The organism is Acidobacteriota bacterium (assembly GCA_016713675.1).
GTDB lineage: Bacteria > Acidobacteriota > Blastocatellia > Pyrinomonadales > Pyrinomonadaceae > OLB17.
The window spans coordinates 154,941-177,475 of record JADJOS010000001.1 but is presented as its reverse complement, the minus strand read 5'-3'; the positions used below and the strand labels follow the sequence as shown (position 1 = coordinate 177,475).

The window sequence follows — 22,535 nt, the reverse complement described above, 5'->3', positions numbered from 1 at the left end:
TGACTGAGCTCGAGTTGGCTAAAGTAACAGACGGCATGTTATTGCCGAAGGACCGCCTGCAACATCTGTCTGCTTTAAGGGACCAACTTATTCCACGACCGCTGCAAGCAGTTTTTACCCAAATCAAATCACCGCCTATGGGGTTCACCCGCATCTTGTACGCAGACGACAAACCGCAGGATGGTATTGTTCAAATGCTACAGCGTGAATTCAAATATGAAGTCACCACTAAAAGAGTTGCCTCCGCAGCGATCTCGGCGATCGAAAACGGAGAGTTCGACATCGTACTTTGTGATTTACACTTCAAACGGTACAACACCGGCGACGAAGGCGAGTTTGAAGGACTCGAGGTTATGAAGAAAGCGATAGCAAGAACCCGACTGGAAAATGGAATTAGAAAACCCGTTGTCGTGTGTACGAGTATTACCGACCCACATTCCGACTTGCTACCAGAAGGTGTTTATCGGTGTACGGGTCGGAATTCGCAAAATATCAACTCGATCCACTCGACAATTTGGGCTGCGGCCCGAGAAAGGCACGCCGTGCTTCCAGCAATGGAAGACTGGCAAAAGCGACCTGATGAATTGATCGCTCGAGACGCTGCCGAATTGTGCATTATGCTTATCGACGGCTTGACACGCCAATGGAAAGGCCTAGCTCAGTCAATTAAAGATATTGCACTAAATCGCTTTGAAGACCAGGCTTTCGAGAGGTTACACACGCTGACGTTGCCTGAGCAAGGTGCAGATCTCACGGTAGGTGTGGCGGCAGCGATACGAGATCAAATCGAGACCGTTATGTCAGAACTCAGCTTGCCCCACGATGCACAAATTTATCATTTTCTTCATAGTGGTGTCCGGCAATTTAACGGTGCGGTTGAGACGCTTAACGATGTCGTTCGAATATGCCATGAGATCGTTGGTAAGCTAAAGTCGAACAGTAAAAACAACATAGGCACCCTTGTTAATAGATTCTCCGATAGCACCGTGCCGTTAGGCTTCACAACTAAGAAAGAGGCCAACGGTCTTCTCGTTGATCTCCGGAATGAGCTAAGTACACTAATCCGGGACATAGAAAGTCCAGCTTTGTTGATCCAAAACTTGAGGTCAGCGGCCACTGAACGGACCACCGTTACCGTTTACGTTTTTGAGGAAAATGACGAATGGCAACAATTTATTGAGGCGACCGTAGGACAAGTTCAGAAAATTCTAGATGGTCGCGTTAAGATCAGCATCAAATTCGTCCCTGAGTCGGGGAGGGGCCCACTTGCGGCTCGCTGCCAAACGTTATTCGACGAACTAAAGGACCGTACCATTTTCTCTGAAGTGCCTCAATTGCCGGACTCGGTGATTGTCGGTTCGTATTCGTTGCTCCGCGGTTGCGAATTGGCAAATGGTGTACTTGTCGAGGAGTTTACGAGGATAGGCGTTCCAGTCGTATGTTTGACGGCGGGTGGAACAATTTCTGAAAGAAAAGAAATGAGGTCCTTAGGGGTACCGGAAAATTGGTTTTTGACAAAGCTGACGAGGCAAGACCTTTTAGAGCGCGACCTAGTTCGGGTGCTCAACGAGATTCTAGTGCAACCGCCGAAGGTCGTATTAGAAATGGTATATATAGCTGACGAAGAATCGGGGCTTGAAAATGGCGTCGAATTCAGATTAAACAAAATCCCTTTTGAGGTGGCCGGACGCCTGCAAGACGGCTTGGAAAAGATCTTTGAGTCTTGTACCCCAAGGGGGAAAGATGTTCGTAATCCAAAAAAAATAGATGATCGGGAAATTGCAGGACCCATCGTCTCTAGAATAAAGAGCCGAATTTTGGAAACTGCGACAGACAACCAAATTCGAATAGATCGGAACTTCCTGTGAAAGAAAAAGAAATTGATTGCGGCGTACCAATTAGTTTCGACTATAGGCTATCAGAACCTGCTGCTCGATGGAGTATTGAAAATGCTGAGTTGCGGATGGTGAATTATAGAAAACATGCAGCTCGTCAAAAAAAATTTGAAGGCGAGGGAACAATTCTTTTGGTTGACCCGAAGTCACAGGCTCCGAATGAGTTAGTCGGAGAGCTGACGGCAAGCGGCTTCAAGGTTGTAGATCTTGGCAGCATTAAGCTAACTGAAAGCAAGCCCGATATCGTTCTGATTGTCGAGTGCTCAGGAACGGCCGTTGAACGAACGGGGGAATCCAGAATATTCGAGAAAATTAAACAAGATTTGCTCGTTAATGATTCGGAATATTTGCTGCTGACCAATAGGACTACCGACCAGAGATTCATATCTCAGGCCGTCGACTTTGGCATCGGTTTGGACTACATAATCGAGTCCGGGCGATTCGGGACTGTGGATGTGCTGGTGGAATCCGCACGGGCCCTTTGGGAAAGGAGGATGCTTGATCGGTCGCCTTCATTGGCAGACGTTGAGCGACCTACATAGAAAGCTGGGACCTGAACTTGCAGAACTACCGCGGATTGAGATCTTGAATGGCACTGATTATGCCACAGGTCGATTGATTTTAAAGATAGATGACAGGGAAACCATCGTTTCGACGCCCCAAAATGCTCGGTTTAGGAAATTAGGATGTCTGTTGCAGCATCCAAACTGTGAAATATCGACTGAGGTTGTATTTTCTGCGGCGGCGGCGAACGTTCCCGATGACCAGGGTGCGAGTTTTGTCTCCAAACTGCGAAGGACGCTGGCACCAATGTTGTTTCCGGACTTGATCGCCGGCGAGGCTATGAATCGCACCTGCAACCTTCTAAAGTTCAGGAAAACTGAAGGTGAAGGTGAAGGCGAAGGAAAGATAACCTTTTGGGCTATCGTCGTGGATTCGAGAACTTCTAAGCCAATATAATTAGGTTGGTGGTGTTACACCGCTGGAATAACGAAATAAATGTCGCTCGCGGAACTGGTTTGCTTTAAGCCAGTGCGCACCAATCGTGTATGACCTTGCACTGCACTATCAGAACAAGCTGAAGCTGATCGCAACACCATTGTGCTTCATCATGGTCAATTGCATTGCTTTTTGGCCATGATAACAGATACCCTTCCTCACCCCTAATAATATATCCTTTCCAGCACCGGCCAGCGGCTAGTCCGGCTCTTACGAATACAAGAGCCTCTTTCATTACACTCCATCATACCGGTAAATTCCAAATGCCCTTCGTATGTCTCTCCCAAAAGTATCTTGGGGGGCAAATATCCGAACTCGCCATTTTACATTGAAGGAGGGCAAAAGATCCCGCCGACGCTGTAAAAACTGCCAGACCCGACGAAAACGGTGGGCCTACTATAGAAAGGTCCGGAGCCTAACGACGCGACCCGGCACCGACCGATTGGAAGGTGCGAAGCATAAGGAGAACAACAAAAGAGGATTATGGCGATAATCTGCCACGGCAGGAAAATAAGTGCCAGCTCACCGGGAAAGGGCTGGCGTAACCTTGAAAATGTCGGTCAACACGTAACCGACGAGGAAGCTGCCCCGGCAGGAAGATAAGTGCCAGCTCACCGGGAAAGGGCTGGCGTAACCTTGAAAATGTCGGTCAACACGTAACCGACGAGGAAGCTGCCCCGGCAGGAAGATAAGTGCCAGCTCACCGGGAAAGGGCTGGCGTAACCTTGAAAATGTCGGTCAACACGTAACCGACGAGGAAGCTGCCCCGGCAGGAAGATAAGTGCCAGCTCACCGGGAAAGGGCTGGCGTAACCTTGAAAATGTCGGTCAACACGTAACCGACGAGGAAGCTGCCCCGGCAGGAAGATAAGTGCCAGCTCACCGGGAAAGGGCTGGAAAAGCGTTGTAACGCACCATCTAGTCAGAGGCCGTCACTAATATGGGGGCCACGGTCGACCGGACGCGACTAATTAGAATTCCTCGAATCGAAGAAGAAATAGAAACGAATACGCAACGGAGGGTATCATGATCGAAACGACAGCTAGAGTGACAGATAACGATAAAGCAAAGAACCTGACCACAGTGATTCAGCGATTCTTATGGTGGTGTGCCGGAGCAAACACCAATATGTTGGTCCGCTGTCCCGAAGACTGGGGCAAGTTTACGGTAATCGGCACGATGGTGTGTGTGACCGCATTTATTGCGTTTATTTCCGGGGCGTTCTATCTGGTCTCTCTGGGTCTGCTCGGCCACTATGCGATACTTGGGGCAGCTGGATGGGGCGCCATTGTCTTAGCCGTAGATAGGGCGATGCTGGTCTTCTGGAAAAAAAAGGCAAGGGATTAAGAAAGGGCGGCAAGGGCGGCAGGAAGAATTTGGAAGGCTTGTGCCTCGAGTTATTCTTGCAGTGCTGATTTGGGCTACCGTTGGCGAGGCGATGTTCACCTTTGCGATGAAAGGGGAGATAGACCGTGCAATTGCGGAGAAAACTAAGATCGCCGTGAATGATACCCGGTCAGGCTCCGTGTATGAAGCCGAACGAAGTGAACTGGCCGGTAAGATAAAGAAATCGGAAGATGATCTTGTAACGCTTAAAGACGAGGTCCAAAAAGCGGAACGGGAGTTGGATGCCGAGATGGGAGGCGTCAAGGTCGAAGGTCGAACAACTGGGATCGAAGGTAAAGGGCCACAAGCTAAGCTAAAGGCTGAACTGCTCGAAAACGCGCGGAGGAGACTGGCCGAACAGGGAGCCCAGTTGCAAAACTCAATCGACGAGTTAACAATCAGGCTCAACGATGTGAAGAGCAAAATAGACACTGCGGCTAATGCGAGAGAAACTATTGAGGCAGCTGCTAACGGACCGGAAACCCGGCATAGGATAATGCTGGAACTGGTCTTCGCCAATCCGTTTTCTGCAATCGGCTTTTTGTTAATTGCCCTAGTATTGCTGATCATCGATACGCTCTGGTTGTACTTAAAATTTTCGGCGAAAGAGTGTGAATACGATCGACTGTTGCGTCGACACGACGATCGTCTGAAGACCAAAGACGAACGCTTTGAGGCGGTGATTACGTCGGTTAAAAGCGGTAACCAAGAAAAACTTCGTGGACAAGAAAAGACACTAGCCGATGCGATTGCGAATAGCTATGTCAGAGAACTAAACAATGAAATGTTCGCTTCTAATGAGCACTCAAATGGGACTGCGGACCGCACCAGAATAAAAATCGAGGCACCGGAATTCACCGCCGACCAGTTTGAGGTGTTTCTTACGGAAAAGGAAACATTCACCGTCACGCTCGACGATCTTATGTCAGAGATAGAGATCTTCCTCGAAGATGTTAAGGAGCAAAAGAGGGTTAATGTCGAAATTCGGGAAGCTCGGAATTCGGATGGCGAACTGATTGAAAGGTTTATAGTCCCGTTACTCGACCAACTAAATAGAGACCGCCGCGTGCTGCTGAGGCTGACAGAGCTCGACACGGCCAAAGCGGGTACAGATGAACAAGAAAGCGAGTCGGGAAATGCCCACGAACACCAACAGCGAGCCCAAACGTCAAAATCGAAGGTTGCTGAGCCTGAAACCCAACACACTGATTCACAATCAAACGGTTCTTCGCCTAAAGTCACGAGCAGGCTCATTGCTGAGAAATTGCAGCAATTGGTGGCCGCTTATATTTACTTGTTTCCAGGGTTGCCAGAACCGACGATCCGCATGAGGTCAAAAGCAGATCATCCAGATCATTCGGGGGCAAATGGCTTCGCTAGCGGTTCTGACCTGATAACCATTTTCGAGGAGTTTTTCATCGAGACTTGTAAATCAGACTTTGCAAGTCCCCACCTTCACCGTTTCATTAAACACGAACTAGTGCACAATTGGATATGTTTCAAAGAGATTGTAGACGATCACGATCATGGGGAACAGTTCCAGTACTGGGATCTTATGGTACGAGGCGGGCTACCAAAGTTTCGTGGCAGATTTGACTATGCCCAACGAGGGTTGTAGACGCAGTCGGATTGGGATTTCTAACCACATCCGATACAATTACAAAGGTTTTTCACAATAGGATGTAAAAGGAAAAAATGATGGCAAATCCCGGAGCTAACCAAAGTGATTCTGCAAATACCGGTTCGAAAGTTTGGCTCTTGATTACGGTAGCAGCTTTAGGCTATTTCGTCGATGCGTATGATTTGATCGTCGCTAGCGTGGCGAGAGGGAGTGCGATTGTAGAGTTAGGGTTGGCGACGGCTGGAACTCCCGAACACAAATCGTACGCTTTTTTGTTCGAAAATGCTCAGTCTGCTGGCATTCTTCTCGGTGGCATACTCTTCGGCGTGCTTGGTGACAGGCTGGGACGTAAACGAATGCTTTATGCGTCTATCTTCATTTATACTGTGGCCATTCTCCTGAATGCAATACTGACTCCAGAAATTCCGTACGTAGGAGCAGTATACAGTATTCTGCGTTTTGTCGGGGGATTCGCTCTGGCGGCGGAACTCAGCATTGGGATTGTCATGATCGCTGAAACGATGAAAGCGAAAACGCGAGGTATTGGCACCATGCTGGTGGTGTCATTTGGGGTGTTGGGTTGTGTTCTCGCAGCAGTACTGTTCGAATTTTTTAAGGTGTCTTGGCAATACCTCTTTATTATCGGCGGGGTTGCGGGGCTTTTGCTTTTAGGATTCCGCTACGGCGTCAGCGAAACCTCACATTACCTTAATGAAGAAAACCAGCGGGCTGAAAGAGGAAGCTTTCTCCTGATTTTCCGCAATTGGAGACTTTTGAAGATCTTCATTAGCTCTATTCTCCTTGGAGCACCGATTTATTTCTTCGTTAGCATCCCGATCAAGTTCGCTGCGGATTATGGTAAGGAGTTTGGACTGACCATCGCCGGGACAATCCCAATAATTATTTTCTATTTAGCCCTTTCTCTTAGTGACTTCATTGCAAACTTCGCTAGTCAAATGCTTCAGAGCAGGAAAAAAGGTCATATATTTTTACATCATCCTTTGCCTCGTCCCGATTGCAGGGTTGTATTTCTTCCCACCAACGACCCCGGCGAGTACTTCTACATATATTCCCCGCTAATGGGGTTCGCATCGGGGTATTGGGCTCTGCTAATTACCTTCACGACCGAACAGGTTGGTACGAATATTCGTTCGACTTACACAACCTCTGTTCCCAATATCATTAGGTCACTATTCATCCCGATTTCGATATTGCTAACTTTTTTTGCAGCCCATATTTGGAACGTCAACCTCAGTCTTCTATATTGGGATTGTCGCAGTTGCCTTGGGACTTTTAGGTAACCACTCTCTAAAGGGGAGACTTGGGGGCCGATTTGAACTTCGTGGATTCTGATCATGTAGTCATATGAAATTACTGATAGTTCCGGGCGGAGGCGACCCAGAGAGCCCAGTCTACAAGGCCGGATTCAATCTTATTACCAAGGAAGCGAAAAACGCGGTATCCAACCGTTACCCCCAATGCGCTTCCCCGGACATTACAGCTTTACCGGCACCGCTCATTTTCTCGATCAAAGAACAGCCGCTGACGTAACTCTAGAATCACTCAGGCAGCTAGAACAGGAGAAAGCACCATATATGATCTTCGCTCGCAGCTACGGCTGCGGAGTCGTTATGTCTTTACTCCTCGAGCACGAGCTGCAACATCTTGTGCGGACCGTCTTGTGGGGACCAACTCCAATTGTAGGCATCTACAGGGTGACAGTTCATGATAAGGAAGCTATCGAACAGGCAAAGACAAAGAAAGGCTGTTTCGTCGACGATAGTACGTACAAAAGTTGCGTTCCGTTTGAGATACAGCTGTTGTGTTATGAGGGAAGCAATCTACTCAACATCGGCGCGGGAAGTTTGGATAAACACTGCCGTCCTAGCTACTTCACATTTTTAGAATCCTACACAGGCCCAAAGACGAACGTATCCTACACTATGATCTCGGGTCTTGCGCACGAGGTCACTGAGCGAGATGAGAGGTATGCGCAGTTCATTTTTGGCGATGTCAAAGAAAAAATGGAAGACGAGCGAATGCGAATCGCGTCGGAAGGTCTCGCTCGGCTATATGGGCCGGACGATGACTAGAATCCCGAACAGCGGTTACAGGAAGCATTGAGATTTTACGGCAAAGTTCGGCGAGATGTGAATTGCAAGTGGATTTCAAAATGAGAGAAGCGAAAATAACGGCAGTTGGGCACTATCTGCCGGAACGCGTCGTGGGGAAACGAGGAACTTTCTGAGCGATATGGAATTTCAGTTCCCGAAATTATAGAAAAGACCGGGATAGAAACGCGTCGATATGTAACTGACGAAACAACCAGTGATATTGTAAGCTTGGCCATATCCGATTTGCTTTCCAAATCAACTATTTCAGTCAAAGAAATCGATTGCATAATTGTCGGTACCTTGACACCGGATCATTTCTTTCCATCGACTGCTGTGAGTGCGATTAACCGGTTAGGGGCTGGAAAGGCATGGGGATTTGACCTCTCGGCGGCCTGCTCTGGCTTTACGTACGGCCTTTCGGTTGCGGCCGGTATGGTTCAACAGGGAAATGCGAAGAACATCATTGTTTGTGGAGCGGACCGTATGAGCCGGACGCTTAACAACTTCGATTATCGAACCGCTCTTTTATTTGGAGATGGAGCTGGGGCTGTGCTCGTGCAGCAAGCAAGTGACGATGAGAATATAATTTATGGGCATCGAAATCGAGTCGTCGCGGATAATCTGGAAGATGTATTCTACAAGACTCCTTTCAACTCTACCGATTGGCCTTCTGAAAAATTCGAGTTAGATGGCGGAAAAGTTTATCGAAACGGAATAGCACTTACCGCGGCGAATGTGCGAGCTTATTTGAACGATAGTAAATTGGATCTGACCGATTTTGAGCACATAATCCCTCATCAGTCTAATCTAAACATGATCAAAGACACGGCCAAGGAACTTGGTGCCGGGATCATCGAGAAGTTTCGAGTAAACATAACTGAAATCGGAAATACCGGCGGAGCATCAATTCCGATTTGCCTTTCGCACTTCGTCAAGAATGGGACGATCCGGCGAGGTGAGAGAGTTCTATTGGCCGGCTTTGGGGCGGGATATACTATTTCGATAGTTGATTTCAGGTCTGACATTTACAGTTGAACGATGAGGTCCTGTGGACACTGAAGAAAAACGAAACATTAGCCAAACTAAGGCTGAGGAGGACTGTTCTAGCACGTTTCTCCAGGTAATTCAGCAAATACGAGCCTGCGGATCAAAGGAAAAATGAACCCCTAGAACAACGTATAGCCGATGGCCTAAATACAAACTACAGCGTACTTGATAATTACTTGAACGATCGTGAGCAGCCTCCTAATGAAAACAAATCTCTCTTCTATTACTATGTAAGAAAGCAGGCAGAGCTTCTTTTCGGGCTCTATACTTATATCGATCCATACAAAGTGCGTTCAAACGAACCTTCCGACAATCAGATGCCATTCACTCTGTGGGGTCGGGAGAGATTTCGCAACGAGGAGATCAAACCTTCGTTTGAAATTCCAATTTTCATCACTTTGGATAATGATGATGGCGAAAAATCGCTTGTGCCTGTTGACAACGATTTCAAGAAATTTATTCAGTCGATAAATCAGGTTTACCGGGAGACCCAACCCTTTCAAAAGCAGGACTTCATTAAACTTTTCAACGATAACCGCTATTTGGGGCGAAAGCGAAATAAACGAGATCTAGAACTTGGGATTCTCTACATTCCAAGTGGAGAGATTGACCATTGTATTTTTCAACTCTTAGCTTTTTTATGTTGCGGACCGTGGGGCGAAATACAGACTTGACCAGAAAATCCCAATTGATTGTGTAGGACTGACCAATCCTGATGTGCTGTGGAAATTTTGGCAGGCTTTAACTTGGGACAAGCCCTTACAAACGCGTCTCCAGAGCGTCTTTGAGTTTCAAGAGAGGGAGAAAGGATCATTTTCATTATTGCTACGTACAAGCGGAGGCACTACGAGTCAGACCCTGCAAGAATGGCTCACAGACTGGGGCTATCTTGATGGAGAGCTTCCAACCGAGAAAATGATTGCGTGCCTCGAATATCTTTACTTCCTGATATTCCCTGATTCTACCGATGATAAGGCTCATGAATCACGTGAGTACTTGGCTCTGATTACAAACGAGACTAATAATGGAAAACGTTACTTTGATGGTTTCGAAAAAGATGACGACGCAAAGATATTTGAGCAAGATTTTCATACCTTTCTCGAACGAAGAAGTTTGCTGCTTTTGAACGATAGCGATCTTGAAGAAAAGCGCCCAGAAGAGGTGCTCGTTGGAACCGACTGGCCGACGCTAATCAATACCTACTTTTCACTCCTCTCCAAATGGACAACGGATGAAGAAGGGCAAACAAGCGAGGATAAACGATCTGCCTTCGTAAGCCGGGCCAGAATCAGACCTTTTATACACTTTTTAAATCGTAGCCTACACGGTATCTTCCAATCCGGTAGCGTTGAGCGGGCATGTCGAGGCCTGATTTTCCACCCCATTCTCCATATGCCCGCCACGTTCAAAGATAATGTTAAGGTTGGAAATTCGCAGGTAATTCATTATGCGGGTTTCTTCAGTTGTAATATAAAGGATTCCGATTCGCGAGGCTTTAACTATTTCAATTGGCGAACGACATACTGCGGGCCAGAACAAACGAAAAAACGCGAATTGTACGGCCCCACATCACATTTTTATGATACAACGCTTCCACAATTGCTTATCATTGCAAATGAGTTAGGGGATATTGAAACGGAGGCGGTTTTTTTTGACGGCATTATTTCAAAAGCCATCCGCGAACAAGAGAAACAGGCGTCGCGGGCGGCAATCTCGCAGGCCATGGCTCGGAATGCGAGTCATAACATAGGCTCGCACGTATTGAACCGACTGACTGACGGTGCAACATTAAGAAAGATGAGGCTCAAGGGTTTTAAGTCTTATTTGCCCAATGACGGTGACCTACTTCCCTACGAACTGCGTTCCCCACTTCTCAAATCGGACTGTTCAACCAATATGTAAGGTGTCGAATGGACTATTTGAGCGATATTACGTTCGGCACCCCAGTAATGCATACAAATAAAAGGATTTTTGGGGACCTGTATAAGGATCTCGACAAAGTCCGGTTGTTATTGGAGCATATATCTGGGCTGGATGATTTTAAATATCGGATCGTATTCCAGATCAACGATGAGGAATTGAATTCAACAGCTTTGGAAGATGGACAAATAAAGGACTTGATGGTTGCCGTCCCCAATGACCTGCTCGGTTGCCAGGCCTTTTTACAACATACTTGAGAATGTAATTCGCAACACCGCTAAGCACAATCAGGAAAAGCCACCCCTTACGGTGTTTACGGTGCGTTTTAAGACCCAGGCTAGTGCCTCCAGTTCCAGTCGCAGCTCTGAATTCGATGATAGTCAAAGTAACTTGTTTTATGAAGTCGAGATATTTGACGATATCGATAAATCGAACCCTGTAATGGACGATGACGTCACTAAGCGAGAAATTGACTTGCTCGTGCTCGATCAAAATCGAAGGCTGAACGACAGTGTCCTCGATAAGGACTATAAACTGCGAGGGTCGGGCCTTGGACTCCTTGAAATGGAGGCGTCTGCTGCTTATCTTAGAAAATTGGAAGTAAACCAGATCGAAGAAGACGAATACAAGATTACTGATGACGACGAAATCCACAAGGGAAAACACCTCAAAATATTAAAGGCCTTTGCGAAAGAGGTTGGTTCAGACGGATTGAAACGATGGTGCCTAGGATATCGGTTCTTCCTGCTTAAACCCACAAACTTTTTGTTGGTCAGCGACGTCAAATTTGACGAAGCCTACAAAAAAAAGCTCCTGTTAGACGGTATTTGGATTAGGCGTTTTGATGATCTTATTACGGAGTTGAAAGCCGGGGCGGTTTTCAGCCACGAATTTGTCATTTTCGACAATCCTTCGCTGGATTTTGAACCTACTAAAAATAACAGGGACGATACTTTATTACCGACGCGGAAAATAGTGGTAGATAAATTACACGACTCTATTCTTAAAAAGGAAGAGTACTCATTCAATGCGGTTGAGAAATGGGTTTGGGAAGAAAGGTTCAATTCGATTAAGGGGGAATTTAAGAATGTAGAGGTAATACCGAATTCTTATCTGGCTAGGGATAATCCACCGGTAGGCACTTATCGGATCCTGATGTTGCATCACGGCGACGCATGGCGAGAGCCAGCCAATTGTCATCACAAGGAGGCCTTATCAAGTAATGCGATATCTCGCTTACCGGGTAGTAATGGCCCAGAGTTGCCCCACTATTGTAGGAAAGTTGAGCATGACCGAGCAACAAAGTACAAATTGTTCGAAGCGGCGATATGTAAAATTGTGGTCGTAGATGAACGAATTCAGAGGTTTGCTGACGAAAAATATGTGGACGGTAATTTGAATCGCGTCATCTTTGAAAAGACAAACGTGCGTATTCCTTCCAAGGCGCTCCCTTTGGCGAACCGGAAACTTTGAAAAAGGGATAACGAATCTAATCATTAAATTTGTCGAAGACCGCTTTAGAGAAAAAACTTGGAAAGACTCAGATTTTGTTTTGGTTCATTACAGCATACTTGAAAGAATGTTCAGGTCTAATAAGGAAGCAATCGATGAGAAACTATCTGTTTGGGCAAAGTTTGCGAAGGTGGTTGTAACTTCAGGGCGAGGCAAAGTAAGAGGTCTCCCTGACGCGGTCTGTTTTGTACACTTGTCGCCGGTCTTAAATGTTTTCACTGAAGTTCGTAGTAAATTCTCAATGGTGTCTCTCCTTAGTTCAGCCAGACGGGATCTTGCGGATAATGCCGAAAAACTGCAATGATAATTATTATCTTCACCAACGCGGATAGCATCTATTGGGTGCCTCGTGGAAAGGAGTTTCTTAACAAATATAGTCTGCCGGAGCCTTGGTGTACCAACGTAATGTGCCACTTCGCCGAGGAGCCGGCGAGGTTTGATTTTGTTGATAGACTCGAAGCACATGGACTTTACTTCGCAAATGACAAGATAGCCGTTGAGACATTCCTCGAAATGATCGATGGATTCAAAGAAGAAGATCTTTACCTAGTCAAGCATACAAATCCGAAGTTCGTGAATGAAAGGTTTGTTAAAAGGGTTGGATCTGCCTTAAGATTCGTGGAGGGACAACATGGTACAGTAGGTAGGATTTACAACGAAGTTGTCGAGGTTATGTGTGATGAATGCCCACAAAAAGTCGAACGTATTATCGATATTGCATTTCAGTTAAAATCTGAAGCCAAAAGGCGTTTTCTAAGTGATTGTTCAGATCTTTCCCACAGTTTACCGCTGGGCTTGCCGGCGGCATTCGAGGGGATTCCAAATGCCGACGAAGCGTATGAAACTTTTATCAGGGAAATCGCGCGACTTAGAACACTTCCCGGGCAACTGAATTGTTCTAGTCCGGAATTTCTCAAAGCATTTGAATTACTTCGCAAGACTCTTGCCCCCTCATGAGTAACTTGAGGTATCATTATTGAAATCTAAATGACTGGCGGAGTTTGCTCATTGGAGTTGCCGCGGAGGATAAAACATGAAAATCATAATCGTCGACGATAACGCTGCCTTTGCAAAGAATTTGGAAACGTCACTTTCCTCTCAAGAAAGAATTGAATGCTCAACCCTCGATGCTTCGGATATCAGTAGCATGCTTGAGATGCCTGAAAAAATATCACACGGTATGGTTGACGTGGATGCCGTTCTGTTGATCAATGCCGATCTTTTGTCTGGTGTCGGAAGTGGTGATCTTCATAAGGGGGTCAGACTCTTGAGTTGGATGCGTATCAACGGGGTAACCAACCACTGTGTTCTGTATTCAATTGAAAGTGTTAATTCTGTCGCGGCAGCTAATCAGAGAAACCTCATCATATTTTCGAAGGGCAATTCCTTTGTTCAACTTCCTGCCATTTTTACTGAACTTCAATTCGATTTGCTTAATGAAAATAGAGTAGAACAAACAAATCTAGATGCTTATCTTAAAGCGTCATTTAGGATCGATGACTTTCGCCACAGCGATGCAAATTGGTGGGGCCTCAAGCAATTGTGGGACGTCCACCGTGTTTACACTGAAGGCCAATTCCGAGAGCCCTATCCGTCACTCATTGAGGATGCTCTTAAGGATCTAAACAATGCCGTAGGAGCTTATTTGCACAGTCTTGAAGTATTGGACGTTACCCAATTCGCTCAACAAGCCCAACTCCGCCTTTCGAAACTAAAGTCTGACCTGCTTTCGAAACTTGATATTATCCGTGATGGACTGGGTACCGCTAAAGTTAAAGAACTTGAATGGGAAGAATTGGTGAATTCCATCAAGGGACAAATTGATCGTGAATGGTCTTTTGTTCGAGGTTTTGTTGGAAACACTTCTGATGAATTTCAAGCCGTCCGAGATATCGTTGAAATAAAATTGGAGCCGCTTTTGAATGAGGGAGTCGAGGCTTTGGGTGATGCTCGCGACGAAAGAAACAAATTCGAGAAATTAAAGAATGAATTAAACTCTCAGATAGAGAATCTCGAAAGCACTATTCGAAATATTTACCCCGCTGTTAAGAATGATCTGTTTGCCAGAATTCCGTCTTGGTCTATTCCGACAGATAGAAAGAGTTTGGTCATCGACGACAAGGCTGACGAAGGATATGAGCATATTTTCGAAGAGATGTTCCGTGCAGATGTGGAGTCAATTAATCCCGATGGATTTGAGGAGTCCGGAGTTGAAGCGTTTTTTACCGAAAAGTTCGGCCAGTCGTGAACCGGATGGATCCCGATGTAGTGTTGCTGGACTTAAGGTTATTTGATGAAAAGCAGTCTGGTATACCGCCTGAAGAACTTTCTGGGAAATTACTGCTGGACAAGTTAAAAGGCGAATTTCCTGGTCTCCCGTTATCGTTACAACTGCGTCTAATAAGATTTCCACCCATGATGTTTTAATGAATGCAGGTTCCGACGCTTATTGGGTCAAAGAAGGGCTCGATGAACGCCGGACGGCGTTTGATTCGGCTTATAATTACTTCTTGCTCATTTTTCTGGTGGATAAGTTGGCCGGGCCACGTTACCAATTATTGAAATCTTATTCAAGGTTCGCAATGGAATTTACGAGTTTATATTCCGCCAATTGGTCAGCCTCAAAAGAATGGATAAATGGTGACAAGACAAGGGCAGACGCCGATGAGATTTCGAGAACGCTTTTTGACTGCGTGAATCTTACAAGGAACTATTTACGCTGGGTGCATTTAAGGAAAGATAAAGATCGTACAAGAGATGACAGCTTCATTCTTAGCGCCCTGATAAATAAGACGGCAGGGATAGTCGAGAACGTTCATGGGCTTGACGAGGGTTGCTTTGACCTTAGGATCCACTATTAGAAATAGAGGAGATGAGATTGGGGCTCATTTGATAGACACAAAGGAGCGATTTTCGCACTCTGGTTTCCGCGACGCTAGCTGGGATGATTTTAACGACTGTGTTGAAATGACTATAAAGTACCTTTCCAATTTACCTTGACACCGGTCGTGTTTTCGGCGAAAACGCACCTAGAGAATGTCACTTTCGACATTCGATCGTCTGTGGCGACGACGGGGTAATATTAGTCGAAAAGGGCTTACCTATTCGAGCACTCGGGTGGTCCGAGCTTTACTGTCAGCTAGAGGGCGATTCGCGAATTATTCACGCATGGACGTTTTTCTGCATTTTAGTTCTTGCTGGGCCGCTTGCTTCGCCGTCTCCATGACCGCCTGAAATTTGAGCCGTCACCCGATCGTGGATAAGATCCCATTCAACTTTCCCAAAAATTAACTGTATCGGCTCCATAGCTCGTCCCGATGGTGCCGCGAAGTCTAGGGTCTCAGTCAATATCACAAAAAACACAAGGAGTTTTCTCAGTTGCTTGCGGTAAGTTAGTAGGACGGCTAGGCTTTGGCCACAATGACACCAACTACGACAATCGTCTCCGCTGGATCACATGGACGATGCATAGAAAAATCCCGAACAAATGAATACAATAGGCCGTGCTAAGCGTGTTCGGTAAACGGGGGATATAGCATTGCAAATATTCGATATTGGCGGGTCGGGAGTCAAGACTGTAAATCTGACATCACATGAAGGTATTGAGTCTCTCGATGGCCAGGAGGTCGCATTTTTCCCGAAACCGGATTGGGCGAATTTTGCCGAATGGGCTAACGAACTAGGACTTCTTGAAAGCGACCTGATCGGCATCGCGTGTGCCGGGTTTATCGAGAATAATCAAAATGTAAAGCTTTTTAGGGTTGGGAGATGGGTCGATAAACCGCTTGCCAAAGAAATTATAGATTTGTCTCCTTCATCAAGTGTGTACATTTTGAATGACGCGGAAGCCCATTTAACGGCGCATGCCGGAATGTATGATTCTCCGTGCATGAGTATTTCCCTTGGGACGTCGCTGGGTTTCTCGATCGGCGATAAGACCGGTAAAATTATCCGCCCGCCTGACAATGTAAATTTTGACGTCGGAGAATTATCGATACCGACGCGAGCAAGTAATAATAAGGCGTGGTGGGCTGTAGGATCAGGCGGGCTTAGTGAACTCGAAAAGGATTTGGGAGAGGAGCAAGGGAAGATTCAATTTGGGTACAGGTTGGGAGCCTTCCTGGCCGGTATGTGCAGTATCTTCAGACCCAAAACAGTTGTTCTTAGCGGCGGCATAACCCATAACGCATGGGATAAGTTTGAACCAACGATGCGGAGTGAATTCGCCATTCAAAAGCCTGACTGGCTCAAAACCCCTCAGATTAGTCGATCACCGTATAGTCGAAACGCTGCCTTAATTGGTATCGCAAAATACGCAACTGTCCTCGACGGATCGGCCACCTAGAGAAACCATTAACCAGCGTGTGTGCTGCCCCGACAACCGAATGCGTCATATCTGTGGCATAAGTTTTTGCCTGAAGGCTCAGTTTCGTGACCGACAACAAGTACCGCTGCGGATCAATGAACTGACACCTGAGTTCGAACCGTTCCCCGTACTATTGTCTCAAATCTTATGAAAGGAGGTGACGTACGGCCATTCACGGCGGCGGAGCCGGGTAAAACAGGACAAGGGGCGGCGAAAGCCGCCCTTAGCCAATTCAGGGCCTGGCGCGAAGATGTTTGCTTAAAGGCATGTCGCTAGTGAGAGACACTCCGACAAGTTAACCAACTCGGAACAAAATGAACACTGTTAGCAAAATCTGTATGTGCTTGTTTCTGGCGTCGCTTCCCGCGCTCTATTACGGTACCACAAGGTCATGGTATGAAATGCTAAGCAACGCTTCGTGGCGACAAGGTAGAATTGTCGCCTTCATAGCGGGCGTTGCACTTTTCTTTCCAGCGAGACTCTTAGCCGAATCGTTCTTCAATCGGCAGTGGCATTTCTTGAAGACACTTGAACACGAGCTAACTCATATCCTGGCAGGGCTTCTTTTTCTCAAGATCCCGGTTGGGTTGAGAGTAACGGCTTATGAGGGCGGATCGGCCAAGCATCTCGGACTAGGCACGACGGGGTGCACATGGATCGCACTGGGGCCCTATTTCTTTCCGACACTGCCGTTTATAATACTGCTTATCGGAGATCTCAGCGGCTTTGATGGAACAATTCCGCTCATGGCAATTGGCCTAGGCACGGGATTCCACATTTTTTCGACATGGGACGAAGCTCATTCGGGGCAGAGCGATCTCAGAAAAGTTGGACTTTTCAAATCGATTCTGATACTACCGCTAATGAATCTGTTTTGGGTTGGATCGATTGTTGCTTATGTGCTTGGTGGCAGTAAACTAATGTTCGAATTTCTTGGAAATACGGCGCTGGTCATATTTCAGTTTTGGCAGTCTCTTTTAGCTGCCTAAAGAAGCGGTAAAACTTAGGAGAAAACAATGACGACACTATCTCACCATGTTCATGAGCTTTTTAATATCGCGGGAGAGATCGCCAAAGTAGCCCGCCTCACGCGTTGGGAATGGCTATGGCTCGAAAGGGTCCGTGACTTATACTCTCTCGTCAGTGATGTTGAAAATAGCATTGAAAGACCTAAGGAGTGCCTAGTTGAACTTTGTATCGAACTCGACGCTTTGATGCCGAACTTCGAGAAAAGTGACGTGGAATCGGTCGTTTCCTTAGGAGTTGAGGCAAGAAGTAAAGTCATTGCAATTGTCGAGATGGTGATTGGTCCAAGGCCGGATAGATTGGAGACTCAAGGTAAAAGATAACGGACGGCCCATCGAAACCTGATGCACACTACCTGAATAAGAAAATGACAGAAAAGTTCAACCTCGAACGGTTTCTCTCAGCCCAAAAAGGGCTGTATGAAACTGCCCTTGATGAGCTAGCTTCTGGTTACAAGCGAACTCATTGGATGTGGTTCATCTTCCCGCAGATGGAAGGGTTGGCGATGAGCGAAACCGCCCATAGATACTCCATAAAGTCGGTTGAAGAAGCACGCGAATATCTTGAGCATCCCGTTCTTGGCTCGCGTTTGAAGAACTGTGCTGAAGCGTTGCTCGGCATCAAAGAAAAATCCGCAACAGATATATTTTCTTACCCAGACGATCTGAAACTGCGATCGTGTATGACATTGTTTTGCACTGTAGCCGATGAGGGATCAGTTTTCCACTTGGTGTTGGAAAAGTACTTTGCCGGACAATTGGATGACCGGACAATAGAGAGCCTTAACAGTTCGGCAGCCACGCGTTCAGTCATAAATACCAGACCTGATATATCCCCGTCTAACACATTTAAGGTCTTTGCTGATCGCGTTATCAAAGTTGGAAAAAACAAATGCGGGGATTCGTTCGCCGTCGAGTTTTTGGAGAAAGAGGGAATACTGCTATTAGTCGTTGCAGACGGTGTAAGTACTTGTCCTTGTGATTGGAAGGCGTCCGAGGTTGCCTGTGAGGCGGTCGTCAGGAAATTCAAGGATTGCCAAGGGAGCATGGACACCCGAATGGTTTTGGCCGCGGGGAAAGCGAACAACGCGGTTCGGCAGATCGGCGGAAACTGCGCTAGCTCGATCACGTCTCTGACGCTAGCTACATGGAATGTTAACGAGGATAAAATTCATTTCCTGAATGTTGGAGATTCTCGCTTATATCTTGGACCTGCGAATGATCTTGAGCAGATCACGCGTGACGATGTCGCACCGATTCTGCTGAAACGAAACGGTGAAGTCGTCTTGAACGCGGGTATACCGGTGTTTATGCGCGGTGTAACCCGCAGTTTGGGTCAAACGGATCCGCTAGAATTTGAAGTCCAAACGCGGCCATTCCGCAGCCATGAAGTCTTGCTTTTGGTGTCTGACGGAATATCGAAAAATGAGGCATTTACCTCCCAGTTTGACGCGATCGTTGGATCTAGTGATTTGCAGGAAAAGCTCTCGCAATTTATCCGAGACAACTCTTACGATAATCGAGATGATGCAACATTGGTGGCTGTCTGGCGAACTGGGACGAACGATATGGTTCTCGGTGAAATTGAACGTTGTCTGCAAGAAGGCATCGATTTCAGAACCTCGATGATCGGCCAAAATCAGATCCTTGAATTCATAAAAGCCGATCTCTTAATAAAGATGGCCGAAGGCGTGAACTCCGAGGTCAATACGACACTAGATTATGCAAAGAAATTCGGCATTAAGTTCGATCGCGATTTCCTTAGCAGTCTTTTAAGTGTTGCTATTAGTCAGGGTACTGATAGGTTACTGGTGACGCGCTTTCGAGATCTAATTCGACGAACATAATGCTACTCTAAACAAAATTCAGTTATTCATTGACAATCCGATTTAGGCAGTTTTCTTCAATCGGGAGCAAAGTTCGAACTTACATACGGCTTCTAAGGGCTTTGAGAGAGGTGTCAATTGTTAGGATGAACTTATCCAGAGCCCTGGCCGCCTTTCGAGGGCCAAGTCAAATTAGGAGGCAGTGATGAAAATAGTAAGTATCCGAAGTATTTTAGTTCTAGCGATTTGTCTCGTTGTGGTCTGGTGTTGCAACTCCTGTGGAACTTGGTTCTCAAAGGGAAAGCCGGTCTCCCTACGATTAGATGGATACCGAAATTCAATTGGAGGTGCGAGGTTTGCAGGCGAAGTTATCGGACGAAAGGACTTTGCTCGGAAATGGGGCTTGGACTTAAAGCTTGAACCCAGCGGCGACAAAACACCCGATCCGGTTACAGCGGTGACGAGTGGGTTAAATGATTTTGGCATTATTGCGGCCGATAAATTTCTAGAGGCTAACGAGAAAGGGGCGGATCTTGTGGCCGTAGGTGTCGTCAATGAGCTTACGCCAACTCGTTTTGTTTCGCTTGGTCGGACGAAGATCAAAACGCCACAAGACTGGATTGGTAAACGAATTGGGGTAATCCCGGGAGACCCTTCAAGAAAACGTCTATAGATCCATATTAAAAAAGAGGGCCTTTCACCAACTCAATTTACCGAAGTTGTGTTGCCCCCAGGTGATTATATTTACGCTATGTACGCATTACAGGTAGGCGAATACGACGTCTACCCGGCAACAATCTTCTTTGAATTAGAGAGCCTTAATTATCTCCACTACAGTCATAGGACAATTAAGCCATTGGATTACGATGTAGTCTACGTCGGAAGAATATATTTTGCACGCCGGGAATTTGTGCGATCAAACCCGGAAACTGTACAGGCGTTTGTGAATACCATGGCTGACGGTTGGAAATGGGCGTTATATGATTGTAAGAGAGGCGCTGATCGATTGAAAGAATTTACACCAAATACCTTCGACAGTGAGATTTGTGTTTCATTGGGAGTTGGTTACGGAAACCCGCTAGACTCAGTTCCGTGGGTTTTGCAATTTAATTACCCGGACTGGGATGAAACAGTTGCAGGACTCATCGCGATTGGAGCTATAAAGAATCCGGAATACCGACACTATATTGACGATTCATTTATTACCAATTATTCTGCGATTCCTTCAGAATAAGGAATTTCGAAATCACCATTGCGGTTGCCTAAATTTTGATTGCTACACAGGATTAGAAAAGAGAAATGAAGCCCCCGAATACTACGGCATCTCGACAGGGCCCTACACTGGATATCGCCAGACGACCGCGAACTTGGCTGATAGACAGATTTGTAGCCGTCGCTATCATTTTTCTTTTACTAACAATCGCGTTCGTTTTCATACTTGTTTACTTCAAGATCCTTGCGGTTACCCCATCGATGACAGAGTACCCTGTGAGGGGGGTCGATGTATCGCATCATAATGGACAGATCGATTGGGAAAGGGTCGCAACCCAGAACATAAAATTTGTGTACATCAAGGCATCGGAAGGTAATGACCTCCAGGATCGGCTTTTCGAGCGAAACTGGCAGGAGGTTCGGCGCGTCGGGCTTATTCCCGGAGCATTTCACGTTTTTGGGAACTGCAGCACAGGAGTCGAGCAGGCAAGAAACTTTCTATTAGTTTGGCGCGACCGTGGAATTGCATTGCCACCGGCTGTAGACGTAGCGTCTGGACTTCCATGTGCAGGGGCTAACGGAAACCCTCGAAATGAACTATTAGTTTTTAAACGAAATCGAACGGACTACCGGTCGAAGACCGATTGTCTATGACAACCGGATCTATATTCCCGGATTCAACAATAATTCAGGAAACCCAGATATCAAATGGGCCAGGGGAATCATTTTGCACCCTCATGTTTTTACGGAGATGAATGGGTTTTTGGCAGTATAGCCGTCAAGGAGAAATCGACGGAATCAGTTTTCCGGTGGACCTAAATATCTTCGAAGGTAGCGATGAGAGATTTAAGACGATCCTTCAAGGAGCAGGACAATGATAGTTGTGAGAATCACTAAGGGGCCCCGGTGTGGTACGTCGATGGTTGGGCCGTCACAACCCCCAGATGATCTATTTGTGTCGCTCCTAGCTACGGATTCCGAATGGGAAATCGACTATAGTGAGGCCACCCTTCAGGAAAGAAACGATTGGCTGTCAAAGGATCTGTTCAATCGTTGTTCACGAGCATTACGTGTCCGCAAATTGCCAGTCTTTCTCAAAGGAGAACAGTTTGATGGTTTCGAGGAATTCAAAGAAAGATATGGTTCTTGGTTTACAAATACATTAAAATTTGAGGTAGAGAATACCGTCGGGGTCACTATTCACACGTTTCACGGTTCCTACGCATCGGCACTATCGCTTGTGAAAGACGATGAAACTGGTGTTCAGATCGAAAGAAATGGTTATGCGAAGCAATATTTAATCTATAAGGATAGTATTCAGGCACGATCTGAATTCAGAAGGAGAGGCCTCAGTGAGGAGCATTTTTTAGACTTCTTCCAGGACGAGTTACAGGAGAAAATGTCTCAGGGCTCAAATGCAGAAGTTGATGAATTACTTGATTATGCTGAACAATATGGTTGTAGAGTGCGCCGTGCTTTTCTAACCTCACTCCTGACTTCCGTCATAGAGCAAGGAACAGATCGAAAACTCGTCTGGAGGGTGCGAGAGCTGATACGAACTGCGAGACCCTGAATCTGCGATTTTGTTTGAGATCGGCGAAGCAATGCTTCCC

At 46.4% G+C, this 22,535-nt stretch carries 22 protein-coding genes; all 22 read left to right on the top strand.

Going from position 1 to position 22,535, the window contains the following annotated elements; all coding sequences use genetic code 11:
- The first annotated feature begins 14 nt into the window (after positions 1-14).
- Positions 15-1,868, top strand: coding sequence for a hypothetical protein (locus IPK01_00825; protein MBK7932041.1), 1,854 nt, complete (start codon positions 15-17; stop codon positions 1,866-1,868).
- Complete coding sequence (locus tag IPK01_00820) at positions 1,865-2,437, top strand: hypothetical protein (protein MBK7932040.1); 573 nt, start codon at positions 1,865-1,867, stop codon at positions 2,435-2,437. The genes IPK01_00825 and IPK01_00820 overlap by 4 nt, the downstream gene beginning before the upstream one ends.
- A 43-nt stretch (positions 2,438-2,480) precedes the next feature.
- On the top strand, positions 2,481-2,855 hold the full coding sequence (locus tag IPK01_00815) for a hypothetical protein (protein MBK7932039.1): 375 nt from the start codon (positions 2,481-2,483) through the stop codon (positions 2,853-2,855).
- Positions 2,856-3,940: 1,085 nt separating this feature from the next.
- Positions 3,941-4,240: a DUF4407 domain-containing protein gene (locus tag IPK01_00810; protein ID MBK7932038.1), complete on the top strand. Its 300-nt coding sequence runs from the start codon at positions 3,941-3,943 to the stop codon at positions 4,238-4,240.
- A gap of 40 nt (positions 4,241-4,280) precedes the next feature.
- Positions 4,281-5,897 (top strand): DUF4407 domain-containing protein, encoded by a 1,617-nt coding sequence (locus IPK01_00805; protein MBK7932037.1) that lies wholly within the window; start codon positions 4,281-4,283, stop codon positions 5,895-5,897.
- 77 nt (positions 5,898-5,974) lie between these two features.
- The gene (locus IPK01_00800; protein ID MBK7932036.1) at positions 5,975-7,201 is read left to right on the top strand and encodes an MFS transporter; all 1,227 of its coding nucleotides are present in this window, start codon (positions 5,975-5,977) and stop codon (positions 7,199-7,201) included.
- 64 nt (positions 7,202-7,265) lie between these two features.
- A complete protein-coding gene (locus IPK01_00795) occupies positions 7,266-7,451 on the top strand; it encodes a hypothetical protein (protein ID MBK7932035.1) in 186 nt (61 codons plus the stop codon).
- Between the two features lie 44 nt (positions 7,452-7,495).
- On the top strand, positions 7,496-7,993 hold the full coding sequence (locus tag IPK01_00790) for a hypothetical protein (protein MBK7932034.1): 498 nt from the start codon (positions 7,496-7,498) through the stop codon (positions 7,991-7,993).
- A 105-nt stretch (positions 7,994-8,098) separates the two neighbouring features.
- Entirely contained in the window at positions 8,099-9,049 is a 951-nt protein-coding gene (locus IPK01_00785; protein MBK7932033.1) for a ketoacyl-ACP synthase III, read from the top strand.
- 188 nt (positions 9,050-9,237) lie between these two features.
- On the top strand, positions 9,238-9,735 hold the full coding sequence (locus IPK01_00780; GenBank protein ID MBK7932032.1) for a hypothetical protein: 498 nt from the start codon (positions 9,238-9,240) through the stop codon (positions 9,733-9,735).
- A gap of 43 nt (positions 9,736-9,778) precedes the next feature.
- Positions 9,779-10,963, top strand: coding sequence for a hypothetical protein (locus IPK01_00775; protein ID MBK7932031.1), 1,185 nt, complete (start codon positions 9,779-9,781; stop codon positions 10,961-10,963).
- Between the two features lie 234 nt (positions 10,964-11,197).
- A complete protein-coding gene (locus IPK01_00770; GenBank protein MBK7932030.1) occupies positions 11,198-12,454 on the top strand; it encodes a hypothetical protein in 1,257 nt (418 codons plus the stop codon).
- Positions 12,455-12,793: 339 nt separating this feature from the next.
- On the top strand, positions 12,794-13,450 hold the full coding sequence (locus IPK01_00765; protein MBK7932029.1) for a hypothetical protein: 657 nt from the start codon (positions 12,794-12,796) through the stop codon (positions 13,448-13,450).
- A 76-nt stretch (positions 13,451-13,526) separates the two neighbouring features.
- On the top strand, positions 13,527-14,741 hold the full coding sequence (locus tag IPK01_00760; protein ID MBK7932028.1) for a hypothetical protein: 1,215 nt from the start codon (positions 13,527-13,529) through the stop codon (positions 14,739-14,741).
- Between the two features lie 1,290 nt (positions 14,742-16,031).
- Positions 16,032-16,838: an ROK family protein gene (locus tag IPK01_00755; GenBank protein ID MBK7932027.1), complete on the top strand. Its 807-nt coding sequence runs from the start codon at positions 16,032-16,034 to the stop codon at positions 16,836-16,838.
- A gap of 359 nt (positions 16,839-17,197) precedes the next feature.
- Positions 17,198-17,848: a hypothetical protein gene (locus tag IPK01_00750; protein MBK7932026.1), complete on the top strand. Its 651-nt coding sequence runs from the start codon at positions 17,198-17,200 to the stop codon at positions 17,846-17,848.
- A 27-nt stretch (positions 17,849-17,875) separates the two neighbouring features.
- A complete protein-coding gene (locus IPK01_00745; protein ID MBK7932025.1) occupies positions 17,876-18,208 on the top strand; it encodes a hypothetical protein in 333 nt (110 codons plus the stop codon).
- A gap of 44 nt (positions 18,209-18,252) precedes the next feature.
- Positions 18,253-19,731, top strand: a complete 1,479-nt coding sequence (locus IPK01_00740; GenBank protein MBK7932024.1) for a DUF1810 family protein — start codon at positions 18,253-18,255, stop codon at positions 19,729-19,731.
- A 184-nt stretch (positions 19,732-19,915) separates the two neighbouring features.
- Positions 19,916-20,383 carry an ABC transporter substrate-binding protein gene (locus IPK01_00735; protein MBK7932023.1) on the top strand — a complete coding sequence of 156 codons (468 nt, stop codon included), beginning with the start codon at positions 19,916-19,918 and terminating at the stop codon, positions 20,381-20,383.
- Positions 20,384-20,944, top strand: coding sequence for an ABC transporter substrate-binding protein (locus tag IPK01_00730; protein MBK7932022.1), 561 nt, complete (start codon positions 20,384-20,386; stop codon positions 20,942-20,944).
- 239 nt (positions 20,945-21,183) lie between these two features.
- Positions 21,184-21,576 (top strand): hypothetical protein, encoded by a 393-nt coding sequence (locus IPK01_00725; GenBank protein MBK7932021.1) that lies wholly within the window; start codon positions 21,184-21,186, stop codon positions 21,574-21,576.
- A gap of 265 nt (positions 21,577-21,841) precedes the next feature.
- Positions 21,842-22,495, top strand: a complete 654-nt coding sequence (locus IPK01_00720) for a hypothetical protein (protein MBK7932020.1) — start codon at positions 21,842-21,844, stop codon at positions 22,493-22,495.
- Positions 22,496-22,535 lie beyond the last annotated feature (40 nt).

Bases quoted from the DNA above. Each gene is read 5' to 3' on its own strand.
- IPK01_00790 (MBK7932034.1), top strand. From the start codon at position 7,496: ATGATCTTCGCTCGCAGCTACGGCTGCGGAGTCGTTATGTCTTTACTC.
- IPK01_00795 (MBK7932035.1), top strand. From the start codon at position 7,266: ATGAAATTACTGATAGTTCCGGGCGGAGGCGACCCAGAGAGCCCAGTC.
- IPK01_00770 (MBK7932030.1), top strand. From the start codon at position 11,198: ATGACCTGCTCGGTTGCCAGGCCTTTTTACAACATACTTGAGAATGTA.
- IPK01_00735 (MBK7932023.1), top strand. From the start codon at position 19,916: ATGAAAATAGTAAGTATCCGAAGTATTTTAGTTCTAGCGATTTGTCTC.
- IPK01_00725 (MBK7932021.1), top strand. From the start codon at position 21,184: ATGACAGAGTACCCTGTGAGGGGGGTCGATGTATCGCATCATAATGGA.
- IPK01_00765 (MBK7932029.1), top strand. From the start codon at position 12,794: ATGATAATTATTATCTTCACCAACGCGGATAGCATCTATTGGGTGCCT.
- IPK01_00740 (MBK7932024.1), top strand. From the start codon at position 18,253: ATGACAGAAAAGTTCAACCTCGAACGGTTTCTCTCAGCCCAAAAAGGG.
- IPK01_00720 (MBK7932020.1), top strand. From the start codon at position 21,842: ATGGTTGGGCCGTCACAACCCCCAGATGATCTATTTGTGTCGCTCCTA.
- IPK01_00760 (MBK7932028.1), top strand. From the start codon at position 13,527: ATGAAAATCATAATCGTCGACGATAACGCTGCCTTTGCAAAGAATTTG.
- IPK01_00745 (MBK7932025.1), top strand. From the start codon at position 17,876: ATGACGACACTATCTCACCATGTTCATGAGCTTTTTAATATCGCGGGA.
- IPK01_00800 (MBK7932036.1), top strand. From the start codon at position 5,975: ATGATGGCAAATCCCGGAGCTAACCAAAGTGATTCTGCAAATACCGGT.
- IPK01_00750 (MBK7932026.1), top strand. From the start codon at position 17,198: ATGTGCTTGTTTCTGGCGTCGCTTCCCGCGCTCTATTACGGTACCACA.